20 protein-coding genes are annotated in these 25,310 nt (G+C 65.8%); 11 read left to right on the forward strand and 9 right to left on the reverse strand.

Features of this window, described 5'->3' with window-relative positions:
- Positions 1–200 precede the first annotated feature (200 nt).
- The 4 genes from gspD to ACQR0W_RS23720 all read left to right on the forward strand — a co-directional run bounded on the left by gspD (position 201) and on the right by ACQR0W_RS23720 (position 6,495).
- Entirely contained in the window at positions 201–2,504 is a 2,304-nt protein-coding gene (gspD, locus tag ACQR0W_RS23705; protein WP_316170899.1) for a type II secretion system secretin GspD, read from the forward strand.
- Positions 2,476–3,024, forward strand: a complete 549-nt coding sequence (locus ACQR0W_RS23710; protein ID WP_316170900.1) for a tetratricopeptide repeat protein — start codon at positions 2,476–2,478, stop codon at positions 3,022–3,024. The genes gspD and ACQR0W_RS23710 overlap by 29 nt, the downstream gene beginning before the upstream one ends.
- 244 nt (positions 3,025–3,268) lie before the next feature.
- Entirely contained in the window at positions 3,269–5,146 is a 1,878-nt protein-coding gene (locus tag ACQR0W_RS23715; protein ID WP_316170901.1) for an alkaline phosphatase family protein, read from the forward strand.
- Positions 5,147–5,376: 230 nt separating this feature from the next.
- On the forward strand, positions 5,377–6,495 hold the full coding sequence (locus ACQR0W_RS23720; protein WP_316170902.1) for a hypothetical protein: 1,119 nt from the start codon (positions 5,377–5,379) through the stop codon (positions 6,493–6,495).
- 79 nt (positions 6,496–6,574) lie between these two features.
- On the opposite strand, the gene ACQR0W_RS23725 is transcribed toward ACQR0W_RS23720, so the two are convergent.
- Positions 6,575–7,444: a ferritin-like domain-containing protein gene (locus ACQR0W_RS23725; RefSeq protein WP_316170903.1), complete on the reverse strand. Its 870-nt coding sequence runs from the start codon at positions 7,442–7,444 to the stop codon at positions 6,575–6,577.
- Positions 7,445–7,653: 209 nt separating this feature from the next.
- Here ACQR0W_RS23725 and ACQR0W_RS23730 point away from each other — a divergent pair, with 209 nt between their 5' ends.
- From ACQR0W_RS23730 to ACQR0W_RS23760, 7 genes are read left to right on the forward strand one after another with little or no spacing between them, the layout of a single operon-like run.
- On the forward strand, positions 7,654–9,954 hold the full coding sequence (locus ACQR0W_RS23730) for a 4Fe-4S binding protein (RefSeq protein WP_316170904.1): 2,301 nt from the start codon (positions 7,654–7,656) through the stop codon (positions 9,952–9,954).
- Positions 9,955–9,964: 10 nt separating this feature from the next.
- Positions 9,965–11,890 (forward strand): TAT-dependent nitrous-oxide reductase, encoded by a 1,926-nt coding sequence (gene nosZ, locus ACQR0W_RS23735; RefSeq protein WP_316170905.1) that lies wholly within the window; start codon positions 9,965–9,967, stop codon positions 11,888–11,890.
- 3 nt (positions 11,891–11,893) lie between these two features.
- A complete protein-coding gene (locus ACQR0W_RS23740) occupies positions 11,894–13,285 on the forward strand; it encodes a nitrous oxide reductase family maturation protein NosD (RefSeq protein WP_316170906.1) in 1,392 nt (463 codons plus the stop codon).
- On the forward strand, positions 13,282–14,202 hold the full coding sequence (locus ACQR0W_RS23745; RefSeq protein WP_316170907.1) for an ABC transporter ATP-binding protein: 921 nt from the start codon (positions 13,282–13,284) through the stop codon (positions 14,200–14,202). The genes ACQR0W_RS23740 and ACQR0W_RS23745 overlap by 4 nt, the downstream gene beginning before the upstream one ends.
- Positions 14,199–15,029 (forward strand): ABC transporter permease, encoded by an 831-nt coding sequence (locus ACQR0W_RS23750; protein WP_316170908.1) that lies wholly within the window; start codon positions 14,199–14,201, stop codon positions 15,027–15,029. The genes ACQR0W_RS23745 and ACQR0W_RS23750 overlap by 4 nt, the downstream gene beginning before the upstream one ends.
- The gene (locus ACQR0W_RS23755) at positions 15,026–15,583 is read left to right on the forward strand and encodes a nitrous oxide reductase accessory protein NosL (RefSeq protein ID WP_315717454.1); all 558 of its coding nucleotides are present in this window, start codon (positions 15,026–15,028) and stop codon (positions 15,581–15,583) included. Before ACQR0W_RS23750 ends, ACQR0W_RS23755 begins: the two co-directional genes overlap by 4 nt.
- A complete protein-coding gene (locus ACQR0W_RS23760) occupies positions 15,580–16,578 on the forward strand; it encodes an FAD:protein FMN transferase (RefSeq protein ID WP_316187167.1) in 999 nt (332 codons plus the stop codon). Before ACQR0W_RS23755 ends, ACQR0W_RS23760 begins: the two co-directional genes overlap by 4 nt.
- A 106-nt stretch (positions 16,579–16,684) precedes the next feature.
- Here the strand turns inward: ACQR0W_RS23760 and ACQR0W_RS23765 are convergent, their stop codons facing one another.
- Genes ACQR0W_RS23765 through ACQR0W_RS23800 form a run of 8 tightly spaced genes read right to left on the reverse strand, consistent with a single transcriptional unit; the run spans position 16,685 to position 25,302 of the window.
- Positions 16,685–17,311 carry an FMN-dependent NADH-azoreductase gene (locus ACQR0W_RS23765; RefSeq protein ID WP_316187166.1) on the reverse strand — a complete coding sequence of 209 codons (627 nt, stop codon included), beginning with the start codon at positions 17,309–17,311 and terminating at the stop codon, positions 16,685–16,687.
- Between the two features lie 3 nt (positions 17,312–17,314).
- Positions 17,315–18,910, reverse strand: coding sequence for an isochorismatase family protein (locus ACQR0W_RS23770; RefSeq protein ID WP_316187165.1), 1,596 nt, complete (start codon positions 18,908–18,910; stop codon positions 17,315–17,317).
- A gap of 18 nt (positions 18,911–18,928) precedes the next feature.
- The gene (locus tag ACQR0W_RS23775) at positions 18,929–19,777 is read right to left on the reverse strand and encodes an MBL fold metallo-hydrolase (protein WP_315717450.1); all 849 of its coding nucleotides are present in this window, start codon (positions 19,775–19,777) and stop codon (positions 18,929–18,931) included.
- 39 nt (positions 19,778–19,816) lie between these two features.
- Complete coding sequence (locus tag ACQR0W_RS23780) at positions 19,817–20,704, reverse strand: amidohydrolase family protein (RefSeq protein ID WP_316187164.1); 888 nt, start codon at positions 20,702–20,704, stop codon at positions 19,817–19,819.
- On the reverse strand, positions 20,701–21,819 hold the full coding sequence (locus tag ACQR0W_RS23785) for a VWA domain-containing protein (RefSeq protein ID WP_316187163.1): 1,119 nt from the start codon (positions 21,817–21,819) through the stop codon (positions 20,701–20,703). The genes ACQR0W_RS23780 and ACQR0W_RS23785 overlap by 4 nt, the downstream gene beginning before the upstream one ends.
- Positions 21,816–22,697, reverse strand: a complete 882-nt coding sequence (locus ACQR0W_RS23790; protein WP_315717447.1) for an AAA family ATPase — start codon at positions 22,695–22,697, stop codon at positions 21,816–21,818. Before ACQR0W_RS23790 ends, ACQR0W_RS23785 begins: the two co-directional genes overlap by 4 nt.
- 6 nt (positions 22,698–22,703) lie before the next feature.
- The gene (locus tag ACQR0W_RS23795) at positions 22,704–23,726 is read right to left on the reverse strand and encodes a xanthine dehydrogenase family protein molybdopterin-binding subunit (protein WP_316187162.1); all 1,023 of its coding nucleotides are present in this window, start codon (positions 23,724–23,726) and stop codon (positions 22,704–22,706) included.
- A 1-nt stretch (position 23,727) separates the two neighbouring features.
- A complete protein-coding gene (locus ACQR0W_RS23800) occupies positions 23,728–25,302 on the reverse strand; it encodes a xanthine dehydrogenase family protein molybdopterin-binding subunit (RefSeq protein ID WP_316187161.1) in 1,575 nt (524 codons plus the stop codon).
- Between the last annotated feature and the right edge of the window lie 8 nt (positions 25,303–25,310).

Consider the following 25,310-nt stretch of genomic DNA (forward strand, 5'->3'; position numbering starts at 1 on the left):
TGACCCACGTTATTGATCGCGAACATGACGGCTGTACGAATGCCGGAGGCGCCGACATTTCCGACACACATGCGGCGCAAAGGTCGGGCGGCAGCCGCCAATTATACATAAGTGTCATATTGGACCGCTATGCAGGCTGCGCGGTCAAAACGAGGCGCTGCTGCGTTTCGGCCGGTCAACACGAGTAGATCGGTAAGTCCATGTTTCGTATCGGCAATCGAAGCCAGTCCGCTGCGGTTGTCAGACCTGCCTCGCTGCTGGCGATTGCGGTGCTGCTCGCCTCCTGCAACATGGCAACGCTCAATTCCCAGGCCAGCGCGCCGGCCGATGTCGACGTCATCGACAAGGTGCGCTCGCTCGATATCCTGCCGCGCGACAATGGACCGGTCGCGTCGATCCAGGGACGCCCCGAGGTCGAGCGCGCGAGCGCGCGGACATATCAGGGGACCACGGTTCAGGAGGTCGCCGAGGTCAGGCCGCTTCCGGCGGCCGATGGCAAGGGCTATGACCTCAATTTCGAGAACACACCGATCGCAGTGGTCGCGAAGGTCGTGATCGGCGACATCCTCGGCGCGGGCTACTCGATCGATCCCCGCGTGCAGGGCAGCGTCAGCCTGGTGTCGGCGCGGCCGGTGCCGAAATCCGACATCCTGTTCGTGCTGGAGAGCGCGCTGCGCCTGTCCGGCGTCGTGCTGGTCCGTGAAGGCGGCGGCTACAAGCTGACCCCGCTCGGCGACGCCATCGGCGCCGGACGCGTCGACGGCGAGGCCGGCCGCGCCGAGCCCGGCTACGGCGTCTCCGTCGTGCCGCTGCAATATGTCGGTGCGCAGACGATCCTCAAGCTGATGGACAGCTTCGCGACCCGCGCCGGCAGCGTGCGCGCCGACACCACCCGGAACTTGCTTCTGATCCAGGGCACAGGAGCCGAGCGACGCTCCGCGATCGAAACCGTGATGAGCTTCGACGTCGACTGGATGCGCGGCCAGTCCGTCGGCATCTTCCCGGTCAGCAATTCGGCGCCAGAGCCGTTGATGGCGGAGCTGGAGAAGATCATGGACTCCGGCGAGAACGGATTGAGCCAGAATCTCGTCAAGCTGCAGGTCGTCAATCGCCTGAACGCGATCATGGTCGTGACGCGCAAGCCGGCGCTGCTGCAGAGCGCGGCCACCTGGATCCGCCGGCTCGATCAGGCCGACTCCGGGCGCACCAGCGTCCACGTCTACCGGGTCCGCTACGGCGACGCGCGCCAGCTCGCCAAGGTGCTCACCGACATGTTCGGCGGCGCCGGCTCGTCCTCCACCGACGGCACCGACGGCCAGACCGCGCCGGGGTCCGACGGCACCACGACGTCCGTCGCGGACCGGCTGTCCTTCAACACCAATGCAGCCGGCTCATCGAGTTCGAGCGCCAATCCGACGAGCAGGTCCCAGGGCGGTGGTCTCCCGAGCATGTCATCTTCGAGCACGTCGTCCTCCAGCAGTACGCCGTCCTCGACCGGGCTGGAGCCACGCAGCAGTGGTGCTGGCGGAGGCCAGGCCATCATGCCGAATGTCCGGATCACCCCGGACACGGTGAACAACTCGTTGCTCATCTATGCCGACCGCGAGAACTACCGCATCATCTCCAGCACGCTGCAGCAGCTCGACCAGCCAGTGCTGCAGGTCGGGATCGACGCCACGATTGCCGAAGTGACGCTCACCAACGAGCTGTCCTACGGCGTGCAGGCCTATCTTTCGAGCAAAGTGCTCGGCCTCGGGACCGACAAAGGGTCGATCACCAATACGCAAGCCACGTCGGTGGCCACGGCCACGACATCCGCGGCGACGACGGCCTTGATCAACCGCGCTCTGCCCGGCTTCAACTTCCTGATCGGACACGAAGCCTCGCCCAACATGATCCTCGACGCGCTCCATACCGTCACCAGCGTCAAGGTGCTCTCCAATCCCTCGCTGGTCGTGATCAACAACCAGACCGCCACCCTGCAGGTCGGCGACGTGGTGCCGGTATCGACCGGCAGCGCGACCGTACTGTCGTCGAGCAACACTGTCGTCAACACCATCGACTATCGCAACACCGGCATCATCCTGCGCGTCGTGCCGCGCATCGCCGCCAACGGCAATGTGCGGCTCGAGGTCGAGCAGGAGATCAGCAACGTCGCGGCCCAGACCGCCACGAGTCTCACGCCGACGGTGTCGCAGCGCAAGGTCAAGAGCGCCATCTCGGTCGCCAACGGCCAGACCGTGCTGCTGGCGGGCCTGATCAGCGAGCAGCAGACCGGCAATCGCAACGGCATTCCGGGCTTCGACGAGATTCCGGTTCTTGGCGATGCGTTCTCGCATCAGGGGAAGAAGGGCACACGCACCGAGCTCATCATCTTCATCCGGCCGCAGATCATTCGCGACGGCAGCGATGCGCATCAGGTGGCAGAAGAACTCCGTTCCAAGCTCCGCGGATCAGTCGGAGCGAGCATCACGGATGATTTGCGTGTCCGCACCACCCGTTGACCCCAGCCAAGTGATCCTGCCGACGATGGGGCGCCTCACCATCGCGTGCACCGCAGCCACCCTGCTGCTGGGAGCACTCGCCTCGCCCGTTCGCGCCGATTCGGTCAGCACCGCACGCATCGCCTATGCGCGCGGCGACTTCGTCCGCGCCGTGCGCGTGCTGACCCCGCCTGCCCTGCGCGGCGATCCACGCGCTCAGGCGATGCTCGGCTTCATGTATGAAAACGGCTTTGGAACCCCGCAGGCCTACGAGGTCGCGAGCGATCTCTATTGCCAGGCCGCCGCAGCCGGCAATCCGTTCGGCCAAGCGATGCTCGGCCTGATGTACGACAAGGGTCATGGCGTTCCACAGGACGTCGTGCTCGCCTACAAATGGCTGAACCTTGCTGCCGGACATGCCAAGTCGACCCAGCGCAGCTACTTCCTGCGGCTTCGCAACGCCGTCGCATCCAAAATGTCGGCCAGCCAGATCGCGCAAGGCCAAGCCCTCGCGCTGAGCTGGGTGCCCGGCCAGCTCTGACCAGTATCACCGGTCCATAGCCCGGCGAGCGCTGGCTCCCGACAGCAATGGAGTCAAGCTCCTGGCGGCACACGCGCTGCCAAGCTGGTGCTGTGACGTGCGTGTCCAGTATCCGCGCTGCTCGGCGCATTTCACAAAACCGAAGCAAGACCGACACCACGTTGCAATTTGTTGCCGCGATAGATCGTCGCAGGCAAGCGGCCATCAGCATGCGCGCCACCACCCTCCTCCGTCCGGAGATCTCATGACCAGAACAGTCACTCGGTCCAAGGCGCTCGCCCTTGCGACCACCGCCGTTTTCACCGCGACCAGCGTCGCACCAGCCTTCGCCGGGGCGGCGACCAGCACCCCGATCGAGCACGTCATCATCATCGTCGGCGAGAACCACACCTTCGACAATCTGTTCGGCACCTACAAGCCGAAGGCGGGTCAGACGATCGACAATCTGCTCAGCAAGGGAATCGTCAACGAAGACGGCACGCCGGGCCGGCATTTCAAGAAAGCGGAGCAACGGATCGGCCGCGACGAGGTTCGCTACACTGCCGAGACCGCGTCCACCGGCGCCTATGCGACACTTCCGCAGCCCTACACCACCTACGGGATCGGCCTGCCGCAGAACGTCCTCGACACCCGCTTCCCGGCCAATCTTCCCAACGGCCCGTACCAGATTTCGAAATACGTCTCCTATGCCGCCTACACCGGAGATCCGGTGCACCGCTTCTTCCAGATGTGGCAGGACATCGACGGCGGCAAGCACGACAAATTCGTGTGGGTCGAGCAGACCATCGGCACCGGCTCGAACGGTCAGCCCTATCCGGCCGGCGGGTTCAACCCGATGGAAGGCGCCATCTCGATGGGCTTCTACAATATGAACCCGTTCACCGACGCCGCCGGCAAGGCCCAGCCCGGTGACGCAGCGTTCTTCAAGCAGCTCGCCGACGAGTATGCGATCAGCGACAACTATCATCAGGCGATCATGGGCGGCACCGGAGCCAACTTCCAGGCGCTCGTGACCGGCCACGCCGCGTTCTTCACCAATCCCGAGACGCTGAACGGCGCCCCCGCCGTGCCCTACGCCAACCAGATCGAGAACCCGGATCCGGTTCCCGGCACCAACAACTACTACAAGCAGGACGGTTACAGCGGCGGCTCCTACGTCAATTGCTCGGACCCCAGCGCGCCCGGCGTCGCCGCCGTCAACGAGCAGCTTTTCAAGAACGGCGTCTATAGCAACAACTGCGCGCCGAACCACTATTATCTCGTCAACAACTACAGCATGTTCTGGAACCAGACCAGCGCCAAGCCGAATGCCCTCGGCTCGGACAAGTTCGTGCTGCCGCCGCAGAGCGCGCCGACCATCGCCGACGTGATGACCGCAAAAGGCGTGTCCTGGAAATACTACAGCGCCGACCGCGGTGACGATGCCACCACCTTCGCCAAGAGCGTCGACGGCGTGCCGCTGCTGTTCCACTCCTATTGCGGCATCTGCGACCCGCTCACCGGCTTCAACAACATCATGAAGAACCCCGCCGAGGAAGCCAAGCTGCAGAACTACGGCGCCTTCGTGAAGGACGTGCAGAACAACACGCTGCCCGCAGTGTCATTCGTGCGTCCGTTCGAGGCGCTCGCCGGGCATCCCGCCGATTCGACCACCGACCTCTACGAAAAATTCCTCGAGGCCCTGATCAATCGTGTCAAGGCCAACCCGCAGCTCTGGGCCAAGACCGCGATCTTCATCACGACGGACGAGGGCGGTGGCTACTATGACTCCGGCTATGTCCAGCCGGTGGACTTCCTCGGCGACGGCACCCGCATTCCCTTCATCCTGGTCTCGCCGCTGGCCAAGAAGGGTCATGTCGACCACACCTATTACGATCACGTCTCGCTGCTGAAATTCATCGAGCGCAACTGGCGGCTTCCCACGATCTCCGCCGTCAGCCGCGACCGGCTCCCCAATCCGATCCATGACCGGGACGACAACCGCTATGTCCCGAAGAACCGTCCTGCGATCGGCGACCTGATGAATCTGTTCGCCTTCGGCGATAACGATGGCGATCACGATCACGACGGCGGCTGGCATCATCACGACCACGGTGAGCACGGATACGGCGACGACCGCTGATCGACCGGGAGTCTGCCGCTGTCAAGAACAGCCCGCCGCACACATTGCGGCGGGCCATCTGCGCATTGCGCGCGGCGACGACATTGATGGTGCACCGAATTGCAACATCGTGACGCCGTCAGCGGATTGTCAGCCGATCGTCACGCCCCCGTTATCGAGCCTCCGCATCGTCCCGCCGCCGCTTGAATGAAGCTGCGCGGTGCAACCGAGGTCTTGGGGGATCTTGCAGAATGTCACTTCGATCATCTTTCAAATCTGCCTTTCATGAATTGCTCGCATTGTCCGTCACGGTGTCTTTGCTGGCGTTTTCCGCTGCCGCGCCGAGCCTTGCGCACGACCATGGCTTCGACGACGATGACGACAGCTACGCCATCGGCCTGTGGGGCGACCTGCCCTACTCCACGCTGCAGGCCACCGTCGGCGTCCCCAACCTGATCGCCGACATGAACGCCCATCGGCTGAAATTTACGGCGCACGATGGCGACCTGAAGCAGGGCTCCAATTCCGCCTGCGACGCCGGCCTCTACGCCCAGGCGCTCGCCTTCTTCAACAGCCTCGAGGCGCCCGCGATGTTCACCCCGGGCGACAATGACTGGGTCGATTGCGATCGCCCCTCGAATGGCGGCTTCAACTCGCGCGACCGGCTCGATTACGAGCGCAAGGTGTTCTTCTCGACGCCGTTCTCGCTCGGCCAGCGCAAGCTGCGCCAGGAGGTGCAGACCGATCCGCTGTGTCTGAGCGCCAACGGCACCAAGGTCGGCTGCGTCGAGAATCGCCGCTGGACCGTTGGCCGGGTCACCTACGCGACCCTCAACATCCAGGGATCCTGCAACAATCTCTGCGACACAAATCCCGATCCGGACGAATACAACGCGCGCAACGCGGCCGTGATTCTGTGGATGCAACAGACCTTCGCGGAAGCCAAGAGGCGCAACTCCGCCGCCGTGATGTTCATCACCCAGGGCAACCCGGGCTGGGACCAGGCCGATCCGACGCGCGCGCCGCTGCGCGATCCCAGGACGCTCGCCGAAACCGACGGGCAGCCCGATGGCTTCGTCAGCTTTCTGACCGCCTTGCGCACCGAAGTCGAGGCGTTCCGCAAGCCGGTCGCCTACGTCCACGGCGATTCCCATTACTTCCGGATCGACCAGCCCTTCCTCAACAGTGCCGGCCAGAGGCTTGAGAACTTCGTTCGCGTCGAAACGTTCGGCGACAATCAGGGCAACGGCAACAACGACGTGCGCTGGCTCAAGGTGACCGTCGATCCGCGCAGCCGCGACGTATTCTCCTTCCAGCCCGTCACGGTGCCGGCGAACCGCACCGCCGTGCCGGTGCCGACCCGCAACTGAGCCTCATGATGATCGGGTCGTCCAGCTTGGCTGGGCGACCCTTGTCTTTCGCCTCTTTCGCCGAGTTCTGAAGTCGGACTCAACCGAGCGACCGCAGCCAGGCCAGCCGGGCGATCGCCTGCGACGCCAGCCGCTGCATCAGATCGAGCCGGTCCGGTTCGGTCGCTCGCTCCGCATGCTCCAGATACGCGTCCGCGAGCGCCTCCGCCAGCACGGCTGCATCGGCTTGCGCGAGCCCAGCCGGCAGGCGCAACAGGTCCGCAACCTCCGATGCCATTGCCGCGGCTTCCTGCGCAAGCTCGCGCACGCGATCCGCCGGGCGGCCAGCGGCGCGCGCAGCCATCGCGTCGAGCAACTCGGCGAGTCGACGCTCCAGCCGGCCGGCGTCGATCGTGCCGGCGTCCGACGCCACCGACGCCGCGCGCCTGGCGTCGGTCTCAAGATGATAGGCACGGCGCCGCTCCTTGCGCAGCGTCGCGACATGACCGAGTTCCTCTCGCGCCATCGCCTCGGACGCCCTCTTGACCTCGGGATCATCGGCAAATGCCGCGAGATAGGACCAGAACGCGAAGGCCCGCTCCTCGTTGCGCACCGCCATCGACAGCGCGCGGTACGGCGTCATCAGCCGCGAGGCCTGGATTTCGCGCGTCGCCTCGGGCTCAAAGGTCTCCGGCGGCTGCCAGCGCACCAGCGACGCATCGGGGGCACGCCCCGTTCGTGCTTGCGACCATTGCGCGACACTGTCGACATGCTCGCGCTCGGCCGCGGCCAGCCTCGCGAAGACAGCGGCCAGATCGAGCCGGCCTTGACGCTGCATCTCTCCGGACAGCTCGTCGTAGCGATCGGCCGCCTCCTGCTCCATCGCATTGGCGAGCGCGAACAGCTCGTCGATCGAATGCAGGTTCCCGGCCGGTTCCGACTTGAGCGAGAGCGTGCGTGTCAACAACATATGATGGTCCGCCTGATTGTCCTGGCTTGTTTGATCCAGCGCAACGTCCGTCGGATTGCGACCCACTAGACAACCGGCACGATAAGGAGTCAATTTAGCCCGACTCTATTTGCTCAGGGATTGTCAATGGCGACGATCCTTCCTTCCCCGAAACAGTCCTGACTGGAATACGGCCCCTTCGCGGGCCGTCCGTTCCGCTTGAGGTGATCATGGTTGCGAGTGATGTCGCCACCAATCGGTGGCGCATGCCTGCTATCCTGGTAGCAATCCTCATCGGGCTCTGCGCGATCGCGGCCCCGCGCGCAGCACATGCGGCCGGCGATCTCGCAACCTACCTCTCGAAGATCACGCCGGGTGAGCTGTTCCCGGATGCGGATCGTTTCGGCGTGCCGCAAGGCGAGCCGCCGATCATGCCGGTGTATCGCGGCGATCAGCTCAAGGGTTACGTCTATCTCAACTCCGATTTCGCCAATTCCGTCGGCTATTCGGGCAAGCCGATCCACATCCTCGTCGGCATCGATCCCAAGGGCGTCATCACCGGGCTGAAGCTGGTCGATCACAAAGAGCCGATCGTGCTGATCGGCATTCCCCAGCCACGCATCGTTGCCGCACTCAACGGCCTGCTCGGCAAGGACATGATGCCGATTGCGCAAGGCGCGGAACATGCGCCGCAGGCCGACATCGTCTCAGGTGCCACGGTCACCGTGCTGGTGATGCACGACAGCATCGTGCGCGCCGCCACGCGCCTGATCCGCAGCGGCCGCATCGGCGCCGGCTCAGCGGCGAGCGCCGCCGGAGCGCAGCCCGGCGTGACCAAGACGGTCGATCCCGACAAGAGCGAGATCCGCGACTGGAGCAGCCTGCTCGGCGACGGCTCGGTGCGGCGCCTGCATCTCAGCATCGGCGACGTCAACGACGCGTTCGCCAAGTCGGGCAATGCGGCGGCGGCGCAAAATCCGGAGCCCGGCGATGCCGGCGACACCTTCATCGATCTCTATGTGGCGATGGCCAGCGTGCCCACCATCGGCCGCAGCCTGCTCGGCGACGAGGGCTATCAGCGACTCAAGCAGCGATTGCAGCCCGGACAGCAGGCGATCGTCGTCGCCGGCGACGGCGTCTACTCGTTCAAGGGCTCCGCTTATGTCCGAGGCGGCATCTTCGACCGTATCGAGGTGCTGCAGGAGGGCGGAAGCACACGGTTCCGCGACAAGAACCACATGCGACTCGGTGCGCTGGCCGCCGCCGGCGCCCCTGCCCTGCGCGAGATCGGACTGTTCGTCACGCCGCCCGAATTCACGCTCGACCCGACCGAGCCATGGCAGCTCCAGCTCCTGGTGCAACGAAGCACAGGCAGCCACGACAAGGCGTTCCTGACATTCGATGTCGACTACACGGTGCCCGACGCCTACTTGAAGCAGCAGACGCGCCCCGCTGTGTCGGCAGCGAAGGCGACGTCCGCGCGTCCCGCCCCGACCACGGCGCAACCGGTCGCCGACGACACCGAGGAGCCGTTATGGATGCGCATCTGGCGCTCGCAGACGGTCTCCATCGGCATCACCGCGCTGGCGCTGGCCGCGCTCACAGGGATCTTCTTCTTCCAGAACATTTTGGTGCGCCGTCCCCGGCTCTACACCTCGGTGCGCCGCGCCTATCTGCTGTTCGTGCTGGTCTGGCTCGGCTGGTACGCCAACGCCCAGCTCTCGGTCGTCAACGTCGTCACCTTTGTCAACGCGCTGCTGACCGGCTTCCATTGGGAGTTCTTCCTCGCGGCGCCCTTGATCTTCATCCTGTGGGCGGCAACGGCGGCTGGACTGCTGTTCTGGGGCCGCGGGCCGTTCTGCGGCTGGCTCTGTCCGTTCGGCGCGCTGCAGGAGCTGACCAACACAGTGGCAAAATGGCTCAAGGTGCCGCAGATCACGGTGCCCTGGGGGCTGCATGAGCGGCTGTGGCCAATCAAATACATCATCTTCCTCGGCCTGTTCGGCCTGTCGCTCTATTCGGTCGCGCTCGCCGAGCAGGTCGCGGAGGTCGAGCCGTTCAAGACCGCGATCATCCTGAAATTCTCGCGCAGCTGGCCGTTCGTGCTGTATGCCGCGGCGCTGCTCGGCATCGGCCTGTTCATCGAACGCTTCTTCTGCCGCTATCTCTGCCCGCTGGGCGCCGCGCTGGCGATTCCCGGACGCATCCGCACCTTCGAATGGCTGCGTCGCTGGAAGGAGTGCGGCTCGCCCTGCCAGCGCTGCGCCAAGGAATGTCCGGTGCAGTCGATCCATCCCGAGGGACACATCAATGTCAATGAATGCATCTACTGCATGCATTGCCAGGAGCTTTACTACGACGATCAGCGCTGTCCGCACATGATCCAGGTCCGGCTCAAGCGCGAGAAGTTCGAGGCGATGTCATCGCCGTCGATGCGCGCCGCCAAATCCGGTCCGAAGACCGTGATCACCCATGCCGGTCGGCCGACGACGGCGCCGGCCCAATCCAACGATCTCACTCATCCATCATAAGGAGACGACGATGGCGCACGACGACGACCAGACGAAACTCAGCCGCCGACAGATCGTCGGCACCGCCGCGCTCGGCGCGGCCGGCGTGGCCGGCAGCATCGGCCTCGGCAAGAGCATCGAGACCACACCGGCCGCGGCGCAGGCGCGAGCTGGACAGAGCGGGGGCAAGGCCGAGGTCGCGCCGGGTCAGCTCGACGAATACTACGTCTTCTTCTCCAGCGGCCAGACCGGCGAGCTTCGCATCGTCGGCATGCCGTCGATGCGCGAGCTGATGCGCATCCCGGTCTTCAACCGGTGCAGCGCCACCGGCTGGGGCCAGACCAACGAGAGCCGCAAGATCATGACCGAGGGGCTGCTGCCCGAGACGCGCGAGCGGCTCAAGGACAGGCTCGGCATCTGGATGAACGGCGACTGCCACCATCCACACATGTCGTTCACCAACGGCACCTATGACGGCCGCTACGTCTTCATCAACGACAAGGCCAACACCCGCCTCGCCCGCATTCGCACCGACGTGATGAAATGCGACAAGATCATCGAGCTGCCGAACCAGTACACCATCCACGGCATGCGTCCGCAGAAGTTCCCGCGCACCGGTTACGTTTTCTGCAACGGCGAATATGAGGTGCCGCTGCCGAACGACGGCAAGGTGCTCGACGACAAGTCGAAATACTGGTCGATGTTCTCGGCCGTCGACGGCGACACCATGAAGGTCGCCTGGCAGGTGATCGTCGACGGCAATCTCGACAACACCGACTGCGACTACCAGGGCAAATATGCGTTCTCGACCTGCTACAACTCTGAGAAGGGCGTCACCCTGGCCGAGATGACGGCAAGCGAACAGGACTGGGTCACGATCTTCAACATCAAGCGCATCGAGGAGGCCGTCAAGAAGGGCGACTTCAAGGAGATGAACGGCGTTCCCGTGATCGACGGCCGCAAAGGATCGCCTTACACGCGCTACGTGCCGGTCTCCAACAGTCCGCATGGCCTCAACACGGCCCCCGATGGCATCCACGTCGTCGCCAATGGCAAGCTGGCGCCGACGGTCACGGTGATCGACGTCCGCCTGATCGACAACCTGTTCGACGACAAGATCAAGCCGCGCGACGTCGTCGTGGCCGAGCCGGAGCTCGGCCTCGGGCCGCTGCACACCGCCTTCGACGGCCGGGGCAACGCCTACACTACGCTGTTCCTTGACAGCCAGGTCTGCAAATGGAGCCTCGATCTCGCCAAGCGCGCCTTCAAGGGCGAGAAGGTCAACCCCATCATCCAGAAGCTCGACGTCCACTATCAGCCGGGCCACAACCACGCCTCGATGGGCGAGACCAAGGAAGCCGACGGCAAATGGCTGCTGTCGCTGAACAAGTTCTCCAAGGATCGCTTCCTGAATGTCGGCCCGCTCAAGCCGGAGAACGACCAGCTGATCGACATCTCCGGCGACAAGATGGAGCTGGTGCATGACGGCCCGAGCTTCGCTGAGCCGCATGACGCCGTGATCGTGCACCGCTCCAAGCTCGAGGGCCGCGTGACCTCGATCTGGAAACGCGACGACCCGTTCTTCGCCGACGCCCGCAAGCAGGCCGCAGCCGACGGCGTCACGCTGGAGAGCGACGCCAAGGTGATCCGCGACGGCAACAAGGTGCGCGTCTACATGTGGTCCAGCGCGCCCGCCTACGCGCTCGAGAAGTTCGAGGTCAAGCAGGGCGACGAGGTGACGGTCTATGTCACCAACATCGACGACGTCGAGGATCTGGTGCACGGCTTCTGCATCGTCAACTACGGCGTCAACATGGAGATCGATCCGCAGCAGACCTCGTCGGTGACGTTCATCGCCGACAAGCCCGGCGTGTACTGGTATTTCTGCACATGGTTCTGCCACGCCATGCACATGGAAATGCGCGGACGCATGCTGGTCTCGCCGCGGAACGCGTGAGCGATGCGGCGCATGCGCCATATCAAGACTCTGGGGCTGGCGGCGCTCGTCGTCGCCGGCCTGCCCTTCTACGCCCGGGCGGCGACTCTGCAGGTCGGAGCTGACAACACCGACCTGCAGGCCCTGCTCGACCGCGCCGCCGACGGCGACGAGATCGCGCTCGCCACCGGCACCTATCGCGGACCGCTACGGATCAGCCACCGCTTGACGCTGGCTGGGGCTCCGGGCGCCGTGATCAGCGGTGGTGGCGAGGGCAGCGTCATCACCGTGGCGGCGCCGGGCACCGTCATTCGCGGCCTCGCGATCGACGGATCCGGCCGCGCGCTGGAGAAGATGGATTCCGGCATCTTCGTCGAGCAGGCCGCGCACGACGCAGTGATCGAGAACAACCGCATTGAAGGCAATCTGTTCGGCGTCTATCTGCACGGATCAGCCAATGCCATGGTCCGCCACAACAGCATCATCGGCCTGCGCGCGACGCGCGGCGGCGTCACCGGCAACGGCGTCTCCGTCTGGAACGCGCCGGGCGCCAAGGTGATCGACAACCAATTCCGGTACGGCCGCGATGGCGTGTTCGCCATCACCAGCCGCAACAACGTCTTCAGCGGCAATCGCTTCAGCGACCTGCGCTTCGCGGTCCACTTCATGTACACCAACGACAGCGAAATCTCCGGCAACGTCTCGACCCGCAACATCATCGGCTATGCGATGATGTTCTCCAAGGCGCTCGTCGTGAGGGATAACGTCTCGGATCACGACCGCGACCGCGGCTTGCTGTTCAACGCGGCCAACGGCTCGCAGATCGCCGGCAACAGCGTGATCGGTGGGCTGCAGCCGGCAGAGCGCTGGGCCACCGCGGAGAACCGCGGCACCGACGAAGGCGTGCCGCAGGCCGATGCGAGCACGGCCACGCCGACCGCCGGCGCCCGTCCCGGTCCCGAGAAATGCGTGTTCATCTACAACACCAACAACAACCATATCACCGACAACTGGTTCGAGGGCTGCGAGATCGGCGTTCACTTCACCGCCGGCTCCGAGGGCAACGACATCAGGGGCAATGCCTTCGTCAACAATGCCAGCCAGATCAAGTATGTCGGCACCCGCCATCTCGACTGGTCGAAAGACGGCCGCGGCAATTATTGGAGCGACAACCCGGGCTTCGACCTCAACGGCGACGGCGTTGCCGACACCGCCTACCGGCCGAATGATCTGATCGACCGCGTGCTGTGGACCGCGCCGGCCGCCAAGGTCCTGATCAACAGTCCGGCCGTGCAGGTGATCCGCTGGGCACAGGCGCAGTTCCCGGCGATCCTGCCCGGCGGCGTGGTCGACAGCCATCCGCTGATGTCGCCACCGCCGGCGCGCCGCACTGCCGCTAGGAGCAGCGCCCGATGAGCGCGACCGTCCATATCGCCGACGTGATCAAGCACTACGGCAAGGTCGAAGCCGTCAAGGGCGTGTCGTTCGATCTCGCGGCCGGGGAGATGGTGGCCCTGATCGGCCACAACGGCGCCGGCAAGACCACGCTGATGAAGATGATGCTCGGCCTGATCCGACCGACCAAGGGCGCGATCGCGCTGCTCGGCGAAAACCCGGCCGCGGGCGAGTTCTCCTCGCGGCGTCGGCTCGGCTATCTGCCGGAGAACGTCGCCTTCGATGCCGCGCTCACCGGCCGCGAGACGCAGAGCTTCTACGCCCGCCTCAAGCGCGAGCCTGTGAAGGGCGCGCTGGCGCTGCTCGATGTCGTCGGGCTGGGCGACGCTGCCGGACGCCGCGTCAATACCTACTCGAAGGGCATGCGCCAGCGCCTCGGCTTGGCACAGGCGCTGATCGGCCGGCCACGCGTGCTGCTGCTGGACGAGCCGACCACCGGTCTCGATCCCGAGCTGCGCCAGACGTTCTACGAGGTGATCCAGAAGCTCGCCGCCGAGGGCACGACGGTGCTGCTGTCATCGCATGCGCTGACCGAGCTGGAGGAGCGGGCCGGCCGTGTCATCATCATGAACAAGGGACTCAAGGTCGCCGACGGCACGCTCGACGAACTGCGCCGCCTCGCGCGACTGCCGACCCGGATCCGGGTCAAGGTCGCTGAGCTGCCGCCATCCGGCCGGCCCTCGTGGCTGCCAGAGACGACCTCCTATCGTCGGGTCAATGGCCACATCGTCGAGATCGACGCGGCGCCGGACGAGAAGATCGCTCTGCTGCGCCGTGCGACGGCCGACGGCACCGCCGTGCAGGATCTCGAGCTCATCCCGCCCAATCTCGACGAGCTCTACGCGCATTTCCTGCGCCACGCGGAGCGTTCGCAATGAATGCCGTGATCACCATCGCCGCGAAGGAAATCCAGCAGGCGATCCGCAACCGCTGGGTGCTGGCGTCGACCCTGCTGCTGGCAGGGCTCGCGCTGTCGCTGACCTTTCTCGGCAGCGCACCGACCGGCACCGTGGGCGCGCGCGCGCTCGACGTCGTCATCGTCAGCCTGTCGAGCCTGACCATCTTCCTGATCCCGCTGATCGCGCTTCTGATCTCGCACGACGCCATCGTCGGCGACATGGAGCGCGGCACCATGCTGCTGCTGCTCAGCTATCCCGTGGCGCGCTGGCAGGTGCTGCTCGGCAAGTTCCTCGGTCATCTCGCGGTGCTCGCCTTCGCGACCTGCCTCGGCTATGGCGCCGCTGCCGTAGCGCTGCTGATCGCCGGCAGTCACTTCGACAGTGACGGGCTCGCGGCCTTCGCCGCGATGATCGGCTCCTCCGTTCTGCTTGGCGCGGTGTTCGTCGCGATCGGCTATCTCGTCAGCGCAGTGGTGCGCGACCGCGGCACCGCAGCGGGGGTCAGCATCGGTCTGTGGCTCGTGCTCGTCCTGATCTACGACATGGCGCTGCTCGGCCTTCTCGTGATCGATCAGGGCCGCAACGTTTCCAGCGGCGTGCTCAGCGCGCTGCTGCTGCTCAACCCGACCGACGCCTACCGGCTGTTCAACCTGACCGGCTTCGCCAATGTCAGCCTGTTCTCCGGCATGGCCGGGCTCGCCGGCAGCAGCACGCTGTCGGTGCAGGTGTTGCTCACAGCGCTGGTGCTTTGGACGTTGGTGCCGCTCGCCGGCGCCGCGCTGGCCTTCTCCCGGAGGGAGCTATGAAACGCCTCGCTTTCGCCGGCTTGCTCATCGCCGCCTTTGCGCTTGCCGCCTGCAACGACAGGCAGGCGGCCGCGCCGCCGCCGCCGATCAAGCTGACGGCGGAGGCGATCGGGCATTATTGCGGCATGAATCTGCTCGAGCATTCTGGCCCCAAGGGACAGATCTTCGCCGCCAGCCTGATCGAGCCGGTGTGGTTCTCCTCCGCGCGTGACGCCATCGCCTTCACGATGCTGCCCGACGAGCCCAAGGACATCCAGGCGATCTACGTCTCCGACATGGGCAAAGCCGCGAGCTGGGACAATCCGGGCGCCGACAATTGGGTCGAGGCGCGCAAGGCGGTGTTCGTGATCGGCAGCCGGGTCAGGAGCGGCATGGGCAGCGACGAGGCGGTGCCGTTCTCGGATCGGACCGCGGCCGAGCGGTTCGCTGCCGAGCACGGCGGCCGCATCGTCGGCTTCACCGAGGTGCCCCGCGACTACGTGCTGAGCTCCGCCGACGACAACGCCGGTCTGGCCGAGCCGGGTTCGAAGCAAACCACGGGAGTCCAGCGATGACACTTCACCTCTCGCGCCGGCGCTTCATCCGCATCAGCGCCGCATCGGCGGGCCTCGCGGTTGCTCCTTCCTGGGCGCAGGCGGCCGACAGCACAAGCGGATCGGTCGAATGGCGCGGCACGCTGCTCGGCGCCGTCGCCACGATCAAGCTTCATCACCGCGACCGGCAGGAAGCCGAACGGCTGATCACGGTGTCGATCGGCGAAGCCCGGCGGCTCGAGCGCCTGTTCAGCCTGTATCTGGAGCAATCGGCGCTGGTGACGCTGAACCGCACCGGCGTGCTGGTGGACCCCGCGCCCGAGCTGGTCGACATCCTCACACGCTCGCAGCGCTACGCCGCGATGACCGACGGCCGCTTCGACCCGACGGTGCAACCGCTGTGGACGCTCTATGCTGATCATTTTTCGCGCCCGAATGCCAATCCCGACGGGCCGCCGCAAGCGGCCGTGCAAGAGGCGCTGGCGCGGGTCGGCCATCAGCGGCTGAGCGTCAGCCGCGATCGCATCGTCATGCCGCGCGGCATGGCGCTCACCCTCAATGGCATCGCGCAGGGCTATGTCACGGACCGGATCGTCGAGCTCCTGCGCAGCGAGGGCGTGCAGCACAGCCTGGTCGACATGGGCGAAGCCCGCGCCATCGGCGCGCGGCCGGACGCTCAGCCCTGGGAGATCGCAATCGCCGATCCGGACATTCCCGACCGGACCGCTGCACTGCTTCCGATCATCGATCGCGCCGTATCGACATCGGGCGCCTATGGCTTCCGCTTCGATCCGCGAGGCCGCTTCAATCATCTGTTCGATCCGCACGACGGCGGCTGTGCGCAGCGCTATCGCAGCGTGACCACGGTCGCCGGCAATGCAACGGCGGCAGACGCGCTCTCGACCGCCTTCAGCCTGATGTCGGAGCCTGAGATTCGTGCCCTGCTGCCCCGCACCGAGGTCGAACGTGTCCACCTGATCGACGCGACCGGAGCGACAGTCGAGCTTGTCGCTTGAATTAGCGGCCGAATCAGTCGAGAGCGCGGCTAGAGGATAACGGTCGCCGGTCGAAGGCTGCACCGCTTGCTGCTAGGACCTGATGCGCGCTGGCGCGGCTGCCTCGTCAAAATCGCGCGGCCATCTCGACGAGCCGCCTGTGCGCCCGCTCACGCGCCACGCCGGTGTGCGCCGCCGGCCCGCTGGTCGGCCCGATCGCCACGAAGTGCAGGTCGCGAAGCCCCATGAAGCGCAGCGCCTCGCGCAGATAGGGCGTCGCGAGGTCGGTGCGCCCCCGGCTGATGCCGGTGGTGAAGTCGCCGCCGCTGGCGAGGATCACCAGCGTCGGACGATCCTTCAGAAGCGGCAGGTAGCCACGCGACGGATCGAAGCGAAAGGTGAGGCCCGGCTGATTGATGATGTCGAGCCAGTGCTTGAGTTTGTAGGGAATGCCGAAATTCCACATCGGCGTCGAGATCACGACGCGCTCGGCCAGATCGAGCCGCACTGCCATGCGCTCGGCCACAGCGAACGCCCGGCGCTGGCCGTCGGTGAAGGCGCGGCCGCCCATGCGGGCATATTTCGCCTGCAGGATCTCGCCGTCGAACTCGGGCAGACTCTCGCGCCACAGATTCATCTCGTCGACGTCCCAACCCGGCCGCGCCTGCCTGAAGCGGTCCAGGAAGGCGCGCGCGCCGGTGCTGGATTCCGAATCTGCCCGCGGCGAGGCGACGAGATGCAGCAGCTTTGGCATGCCTCACCCCAGCGCCCTGATCACCGCGTCGGCCGTGGTCACGACAGCAACATTCTGCATGGCGAAGTTGATCGACGCATTGTGCCAGTCCGCGTTCATGGTCGAGCAGCAATCCTCCGGCACCACGATGAAATAGCCCTTGTCGGCCCCGGTGCGCGCGGTGTGCTCGACCGACATGTTGGTCCAGGCGCCGGTATTGATGAGGACGTCGCGCCCCGTCGCCTTGAGAATCGTCTCGAGCCGCGTGCCTTCCCACGCGCTCATGCGCATCTTCTCGACGACGAAGTCCCCGCCCCTCGGCTCCAGCCCGGCGACCGGCGCAGCCCCCCAGCTGCCGCGCACCATCGCCTTGCTGTCGACCACCCCCTCGAACAGCGGCGCATTCAGGGTCACGCCGGGCGCGCCGGGCTCGACCACGAACCAGACGTGAATGATGACGACGCCGCGCGCGCGGGCGACCTCGGCAAGCCGCCGGACGTTGTCGACCACGCGCTGCTGCTTGGCATGACCGGGCGCGCCGGAATCCGCGAAGGCGCCACCGTCCATGATGACGTCGTTCTGCAGATCCTGGATGATCATCGCGCAGCGGCGCGGATCGAGCTGCATGTCGCCAGATGCCAGCTGCGGCGCCGATGGCGCGGACGTCGCGCTGGACATCGCCAGACCTGCCGTTGACGCCCCTCGACTTCGCGCGCTCATATACGGCTCGTGGCGCGGACCGACCTTGGTCGCGATCGCATAGACCGAATGGGTCGCGGTGAGATAGAGCGTGCGAAACTCGGGACCGCCCCAGGCGAGATTGGCGACGAGCTCCGGCACGCGCACCTTGCCGAGCAGTTCGCCCGTAGGCGCATAGACCCAGACGCCGCCGGGTGCGGTGACCCAGACATTGCCGCGCTGGTCGCATTTCATGCCGTCGGGCACGCCTGGCTCGAGCTCGGAGCGGATGCCGCTGGCAAAGACGCGCCCGTTCGCCAGCGCACCATCGCCGCCGACGTCGAACACGCGGATCACCGCCTGCACCGTATCGTTGACGTAAAGCAGCTTCTCGTCCGGGGAAAAGCACAGCCCGTTGGGCTGGTCGAACAGATGGCGGTCAACCAGAAGCCGCGGCGGACCGCCGCCCGGCGGCACCCGGTACACGCCCTGGAAGCCGAGCTGGCGCGGCCGCTCCACACCGTAGACCGGCATGCGGCCATACCACGGGTCGGAGAAGTAGATCGCCCCGCTGGAGTGGACGCACACGTCGTTGGGGCTGTTCAGCTCCTGGTTCTCGAAATGCGATGCCAGGATCTCGCGGCGGCCGTCGGGCCGCTCGCGCACCAGCGACGACGTCGCGTGTTCGCAGACGATCAGGTTGAGCTCGGCATCATAGGTCATGCCGTTGCACTTGTTCGAGGGCCGCCGCATCTCGACCACGCCGCGCTTCGCATCCCAGCGGCGGCGGACATCAGCCGGCATGTCGGAGAACAGCAGGAACTGCTCGACGGGATGCCAGATCGGCCCCTCGGTGAACTCGAAGCCGGTCGCGACCTGCGCCACCGGCGCATACGGATCGATCAGAGTTTCGAATTCACTGCGCAACGTCACGTGGGTCATGGGGGCACCTTGTGCTGCTCACGCCGGAAACCAGTGCCGCTGCGGCAGCGACTGCACCAGCGGCCCCGGCACCTGGTCGTGCAGCCGTCCCACCACCACACCGCCTTCGATCTTGGCGGGACGATCGTGCACCGGCAGCAGATAGCGCGAACTCGACAGCAGCTTCTTGATCGCTGCCTTCTCGGCGCGTTTTGTCGTGCCGTGATTGCCGGTGGTGCGCGGCTCCCCATCCTGGATCTCGTTGAACGGCGTCACGATCTGGTCGTTGAAGTCGTAGATGACGTCGCCGCAGATGGTAGCGATGCCATCGGCAGTGTGGACGTGGATGTTCATCGAGCCTTCGGTATGGGCATTCGCAGCGTCGCAATAGACGCCCGGCATCAGCTCGACCGGGCCGGTGAGCTCGAGGTCGAGGAAACGCAGCGCGCTCTTGGTGTGCAGCCGGTCGATCAGATGCTTGATGTCGGGCGCCGGATATTGCGGATGCATCAGGCCGGACACCGAGTATTCGAGCTCGCGGCGGTTGAGCACGACCGTCGTGTTCATCGGGAACAGATCGTCCTTCCCGGCGTGATCGATGTGCAGATGGGTGTGGCAGACGTAGCGGACATCGCCCATGCGCACGCCGTGCCGCGCCAATTGGTTCTCGATCATGTTCTCATGGTACTGCAGCCCGCGCATGCCCAGCGTCTCCATGATCTGGTTGGAGCGGTAGCCGGTATCGACCACGACCGGATACGGCCCGCCGAGGATCAGGAAGCCGAGCGTCAGCACCCGGCGGGTGCGGCCGCAATCACGGCCGAGCACAAGGAAGCTCGATTCCAATTCGATATCACCATAGTCGAGAACCTTGATTTCCAGCGCCATGAGCGTTCCCTGTTGCTTTTGTTGTCGTTGCAGGCGGTATCATCCCAGCCGATAGACGCGCTGCGCCGTCCCTCCCATGACCTGCGCGCGCGCATGCTCGTCGAGGTCCCGGATGGCAGCCTCATAGGCCCCCACCAGTACGCGATAGTCGGTCCAGAGCTTCTCGATCGGAAAGTTCGAGCCGAACAGGCAGCGCTCGGGGCCGAACATTCCGACCGTCTCCCGCACCACGTCGGCGACATGCGCCGGATCGTTGCGGCGAATGAAGGTGCCGAGGCCCGAGAGCTTGCTGACGACATTGCTGCAGCTCGCCAGCCGCTGCATGCCGGCTCGCCATCGATCGCGACCGCGCGTGGACAGATCCTCCAGCATGCCGGCATGCTGGAGGATGAAGGTCACCGACGGACAGCTCTCGGCGAGCGCTGCGGCGCCCGCCATCTGCGGCGCGAAGACCTGCAGGTCGAAGGACCAGCCGTAGTCGGCGAGCCGCGCGATGTTGGCGCGGATATGGGTATCGCTGCAAAGGTCTGGGGACGAAGCGAAACGATAGAGCGGGTTCTCATGCCAGTGCAGCTGCATCCGGACCCCGCGCAGCAGGGGATAGCGCGCCAGCCGGTTGAACTGCGGCCGCGCATCTTCGAGGCTCAGATCGGCATAGGCGACGATCGCGTGCGGAAAGCCGTGCTGCTCAGAAGTTCGCTGCACCCAGGCGGCTTCGTCCTCGAAGCCGTCCTTGGCCCAGTTGGTCTGGACGTAGACCGATTGCGTGACGCCGCTGCCGGCGATGTCGTCGAGATACTCCTCGATCGTGTAGTCGCGCCTGATCGACTCATAGGGGCCGAAAATCCGCGGCTGCATCGGCCCGACCAGCCAGGGCAGATCGGCCTGACGCCAGATGTGGTGATGCGCATCGACATAACCGGTCATGCCGCCCTCCTCTGTGCCAGCGACAGAACATGCGCGACGATGGTCTCGTCCGACCCGCCGGCTGCGATGTCGTCGACGAATGGCGCGATCGCCTGCAACGCCTCGGTCTGCGGCTTGAAGCCGGGCCCCGTCGCGAGCGGCGTCAGCCAGCTCAGGCGCCAGGCGCGCAGCGACAGCCTCCACACGGCGTCACGGAGCACGTGATGGTCACCACGCTCGAGCCCGTCCGAGATGACCAGCACGACGGCGCCCCGCGCGTAGGTCGAGAACCGCGGCACCGCGAGGAAGGCTTGCAGCGCCTCGCCGATACGCGTGCCACCGTCCCAGTCGCTGACGAGATGCGAGGCAGCGAGCAGCGCCTGTTCGCGCCGCTTCAGCCGCAAGGGCCGCGTCACGCGTGTCAGTCGTGTGCCAAGCGTGAACACCTCGGCCTGGGGTACGGCCTGCACCAGCACGTGGGCGAGCCGCATGTTATCCTCGGTCCGCGCCTTCATCGAGCCGGAGACATCGATCAGCAGCAGCAATCGTCGCAATCGAGGTCGCCGCTTCAACCGCCGCAGCGACAGCACCTCACCGTCGCGCCTTATGCTCTCGCGCAGGGTCCGGCGCAGGTCCACGAAGCTGCCGCGCCGCGCGCGCATGCGCCGGTGGCCACGCCGTTTCGGCAGTTTTGCACGCGCCTGACGCGCGAGACGCTGCAGGGCATGGCCGCCCGTCGTCGCAGCCAAGCGGCGGGCGACCAGCGCTTCAACGCGCGTCGCAGCCAGACCGGACTCGTTCTGCTCCTCGGCGAGATCGGGATGGACAGCGCCGTCCCCTTCCTCCTGGAGACGCACGACATCGTCCTGCCTGTCGCTCTCGCTGAAGGCCGTTGCCTCGGCGACACCAAAATGGACGTCGAACAGCAGATTGTAGGTCGCGAGCCGCTCGGGAGGCGGCGCGAGGGTCGCCGTCCCGGCACGACGGATATCCTCGATGCTGACAGGCCCCAGCAGTTCGATCGCAGCGAGGAAGGCGGTGGTCTGCTCCGGCGCAATTGCGAAGCCGTTTCGCCGCAACAGCGCAGCGAATGTCACGAAGATCTCGGTCGCCTGCGGCAGGCGGGGCTCGCTCATGTCATCGCCTCCGCGAGCAGCGCGTCGAGCCGAGGCGCGATGAAGGACAGATCCTCCTCATCCTTCAGCGCGACGCCAATCGCGCGCTTGAACGCATCGGGCCAGCGCGCGCCGGTCTGGTTGAGCAGCGTCGCCGCCTCCGCCCAATCGACCGCCTCGGCAATCCCGGGCGCCTTGCTCAGCGGCTCGCGCCGCAGCTTCGCCACTGCCGCCACCACGGCCCGCGCGGTCGCTTCGGCAACACTGGAGGCCCGCATCATCACGATGCGCGCCTCGCGCTCCGCATCGGGATAGTCGATCCAATGATAGACACAGCGTCGGCGCAGCGCTTCGTGCAGGTCACGGGTCCGATTCGAGGTCAGCACCACGATCGGCCGCTCCGCGGCGCGCACCGTGCCGCGCTCGGGGATCGATATCTGGAAATCGGAGAGAAATTCGAGCAGGAACGCCTCGAACTCCTGGTCGGCCCGATCGATCTCGTCGATCAGCAGCACGGTCGCATCAGGCGCGCGCAGGCATGCCAGCATCGGCCGCTCGATCAGAAAGCTCTCGCCATAGATGTCGATGCTCTCCTCGCCGGCTTGGCGGATCGCGAGCATCTGGCGCGGATAGTTCCACTCGTAGAGCGCCGCAGCAGCGTCGATACCCTCGTAGCATTGCAGGCGAATCAGCTTGCGGCCGAGCACCGCGGCGATCGCCTTGGCCGCCTCGGTTTTTCCGACGCCGGGCGCGCCTTCCAAGAGCAATGGCTTGCCCAGCGCGAGCGCGAGATAGGCCGCGGTGGAGAGCCCGTCATCGGCGAGGTAGTACGCCGCGCGCAGTGCCTTTTCCAGCGCCTGCGGCGAGTCGATGCCGACGATGTTGCTGCGGACCACCATGCTGCGTCACCGCCGCGTCTGCGGCCGGGCGCCGCCCTGGGCTTTGATCGCGCGCAGCACTTTCTCTGGCGTGATCGGCAGCTCGTCGAGGCGCACGCCGACGGCGTTGAAGATCGCATTCGCGATGGCAGGAAGCACCGGATTGGCGCACATCTCGCCAGGGCCCTTACCGCCGAACGGTCCGTCGGGCGCCGGCCGCTCCAGCACGGCGATGTCGTGCGGACAGATGTCGCCAGGTCCCGGCATCAGGTATTCCACGAAGTCGCGCGGTCCTTGCTTCGGGTTCGGGTAGTACGGCTCCGTCGTCTCGTAGAGCGCGTGGCTCATGCCCATCCAGGCGCCGCCGACCAGCTGCTGCTCGACGAGGCGGGGATTGAGCGCGCGTCCCAGCTCATAGGCGCTGTCCATCCTGACCACGCCGACCTCACCGGTCTCGTCATCGACCTCGACCTCGGCGACGAGACAGGCATGCGCGTAGCAGGTCGCCGGGGACATTTCGCCAGTCTCGGGATCCACCTCCGACAGCGGCACCAGGAAGATGCCACGGCCGGAGATGGTCTTGCCCTGGCGGAACTGCGCGGCGATGGCGACGTCCTTCACCGAGATCGAGCGATGCGGCGCGCCCTTGACGTGGATGTTGCCGCGACCATCCGTTTCGAGATCGCTGGCGTTGACCTCGAGCTCCTCGGCCGCGGCCTCCATCATGACGCCACGCGCCTCCTTGGCCGCCGCCATCACGGCATTGCCGACGCGATGCGTGCCGCGCGAAGCGAACGAGCCCATGCAATGCGGTCCGGTGTCGGAATCGGCGGTGTCGACATAGACGTCCTCGACCGGCACGCCGAGCGTCTCGGCACAGATCTGCCGCGTCACCGACTTCATGCCCTGCCCGAGATCGATCGACGACAGCGCCACCGTGAACTTGCCGCTGGGGTTGGAATGCACCAGCGCCTGGCTCGGATCGCCGCCGAGATTCATGCCGATGGGATAGTTGATCGCCGCCATGCCGCGGCCGCGGTGCCTCGTCATGTCAGCGCCTCCTCGTGCCGAACACCGACGAGAACCGCGTCGCGCCGTGCCCCGGCGAAGGCGCCGGGCTCGTTGGCGGAGGTGGTGGCGGCTCGGGCTGTGGCGGCGCCGAGAGACCACGATCGTAGCTGGTGCGTTGCTGCGCCGGCGCAGGCCGCGCGCTCACCGGCTCTCGTGCCGTGGAGGGAACAGCCGCCCGCGCCCCGCCGCCATCCTTGCGCGAGGACATGCGCCGGAACTCCTCGCGGATCGGCCATTTGGCCTTCTCGGCCGCGACCTGGACGCATTCGATCAGCGCGGTGTTCTTGGCCTCGCGGCGATGCGCCTTCATGTCGCCGTCGCGATAGGCGTTGAGGATACGAAACTCCATCGGGTCCATGCCGATCAGATGCGCGAGCTTGTCCATCTGGCATTCGAGCGCGAAGTCCATGCCGGTGATGCCGAAGCCGCGCATCGCGGTGGCCGGCGTGCGGTTGGTGAAGATGCAGTAGATGTCGCCATGGACGTTCGGGATCGTGTAGGGCCCCGGCAGGTGCGCGGCGCATTTGACCACCGCGTAGCTCGACAGCCGCGTATAAGCGCCAGAGTCGAAATAGCCGCGGATCTGGCGCGCCACGATGCGGCCGTCGCGCATGACTCCGTCCTTGATGTAGATGCGCTCGGCGCCGCGGGGCGGCCCGAACTGCATCTCCTCCTCTCGTCCGAGCACGTAGCGCACCGGGCGCCCCGTCAACATCGCGGCGAGAATGGCGAGCGGCTCGGTCAGCGTGTCGACCTTGCCGCCGAAGCCGCCGCCGACCGTGCCGCCGATGAAGTGGAATGTGTTCGACGGCAGATCGAGGATCTTGGCGCAGGTGTCGAGCGAGAAGAACAGCGCCTGGGTCGAGGTATAGACCACGTAGCGGCCGTTGGTGTCGGGCGCGGCGATCGAGCCGTTGGTTTCGACCGGCGCGTGCTCGATCGGCGACATCTGGTAGCGCTGTTCCAAGACATGATCGGCGCCGGCAAAGCCGCGCTCGACGTCGCCAAAGCGCAACTTCTGGTGGTCGTAGCGGTCGTGATAGGTGAACGTATTCTTCGGATAGGTCTCGTTGACAACAGGCGCGCCCGGCTTCAGCGCCTCCTCGACGTCGAACACCGCCGGCAACGTCTCGTAGTCCACGCGCACCTTGGCGGCCGCCTCGTACGCCGCGCGCGGCGTATCCGCGACCACGGCAACGATCGGCTCCCCCTTGTAGCGGACCTTGTCGACGGCAAGCGTCGGCTCATCGTCCTTGCCAAAATTGATCAGGCTGAGCAGCGTGTTGAGATTGCGCGGCACGTCGCTGCCGCGGATGATCCGCCGCACGCCCTCGCTCCGTTCGGCCTCGCTGGTCTCGATGCGGCGCAGCCGCGCATGCGGCTGCGTGGATCTGACGACCTTCAGATGCAGCATGCCCTGCAGCTTGTGATCGTTGAAATAGGTCGAGGTCCCCGTGACATGGCCGAGCATGTCCTGGCGTTGGGTGCCCTTGCCGACCTCGTTGAGATTGTCGTCGCGCTCGTCGGCGAAGATGTCCTTGCGCAGTTCCAGCATGGCGATCT

Origin of the sequence: Bradyrhizobium sp. HKCCYLRH1034 (assembly GCF_051168375.1) — a bacterium.
Taxonomy (GTDB): Bacteria; Pseudomonadota; Alphaproteobacteria; order Rhizobiales; family Xanthobacteraceae; genus Bradyrhizobium.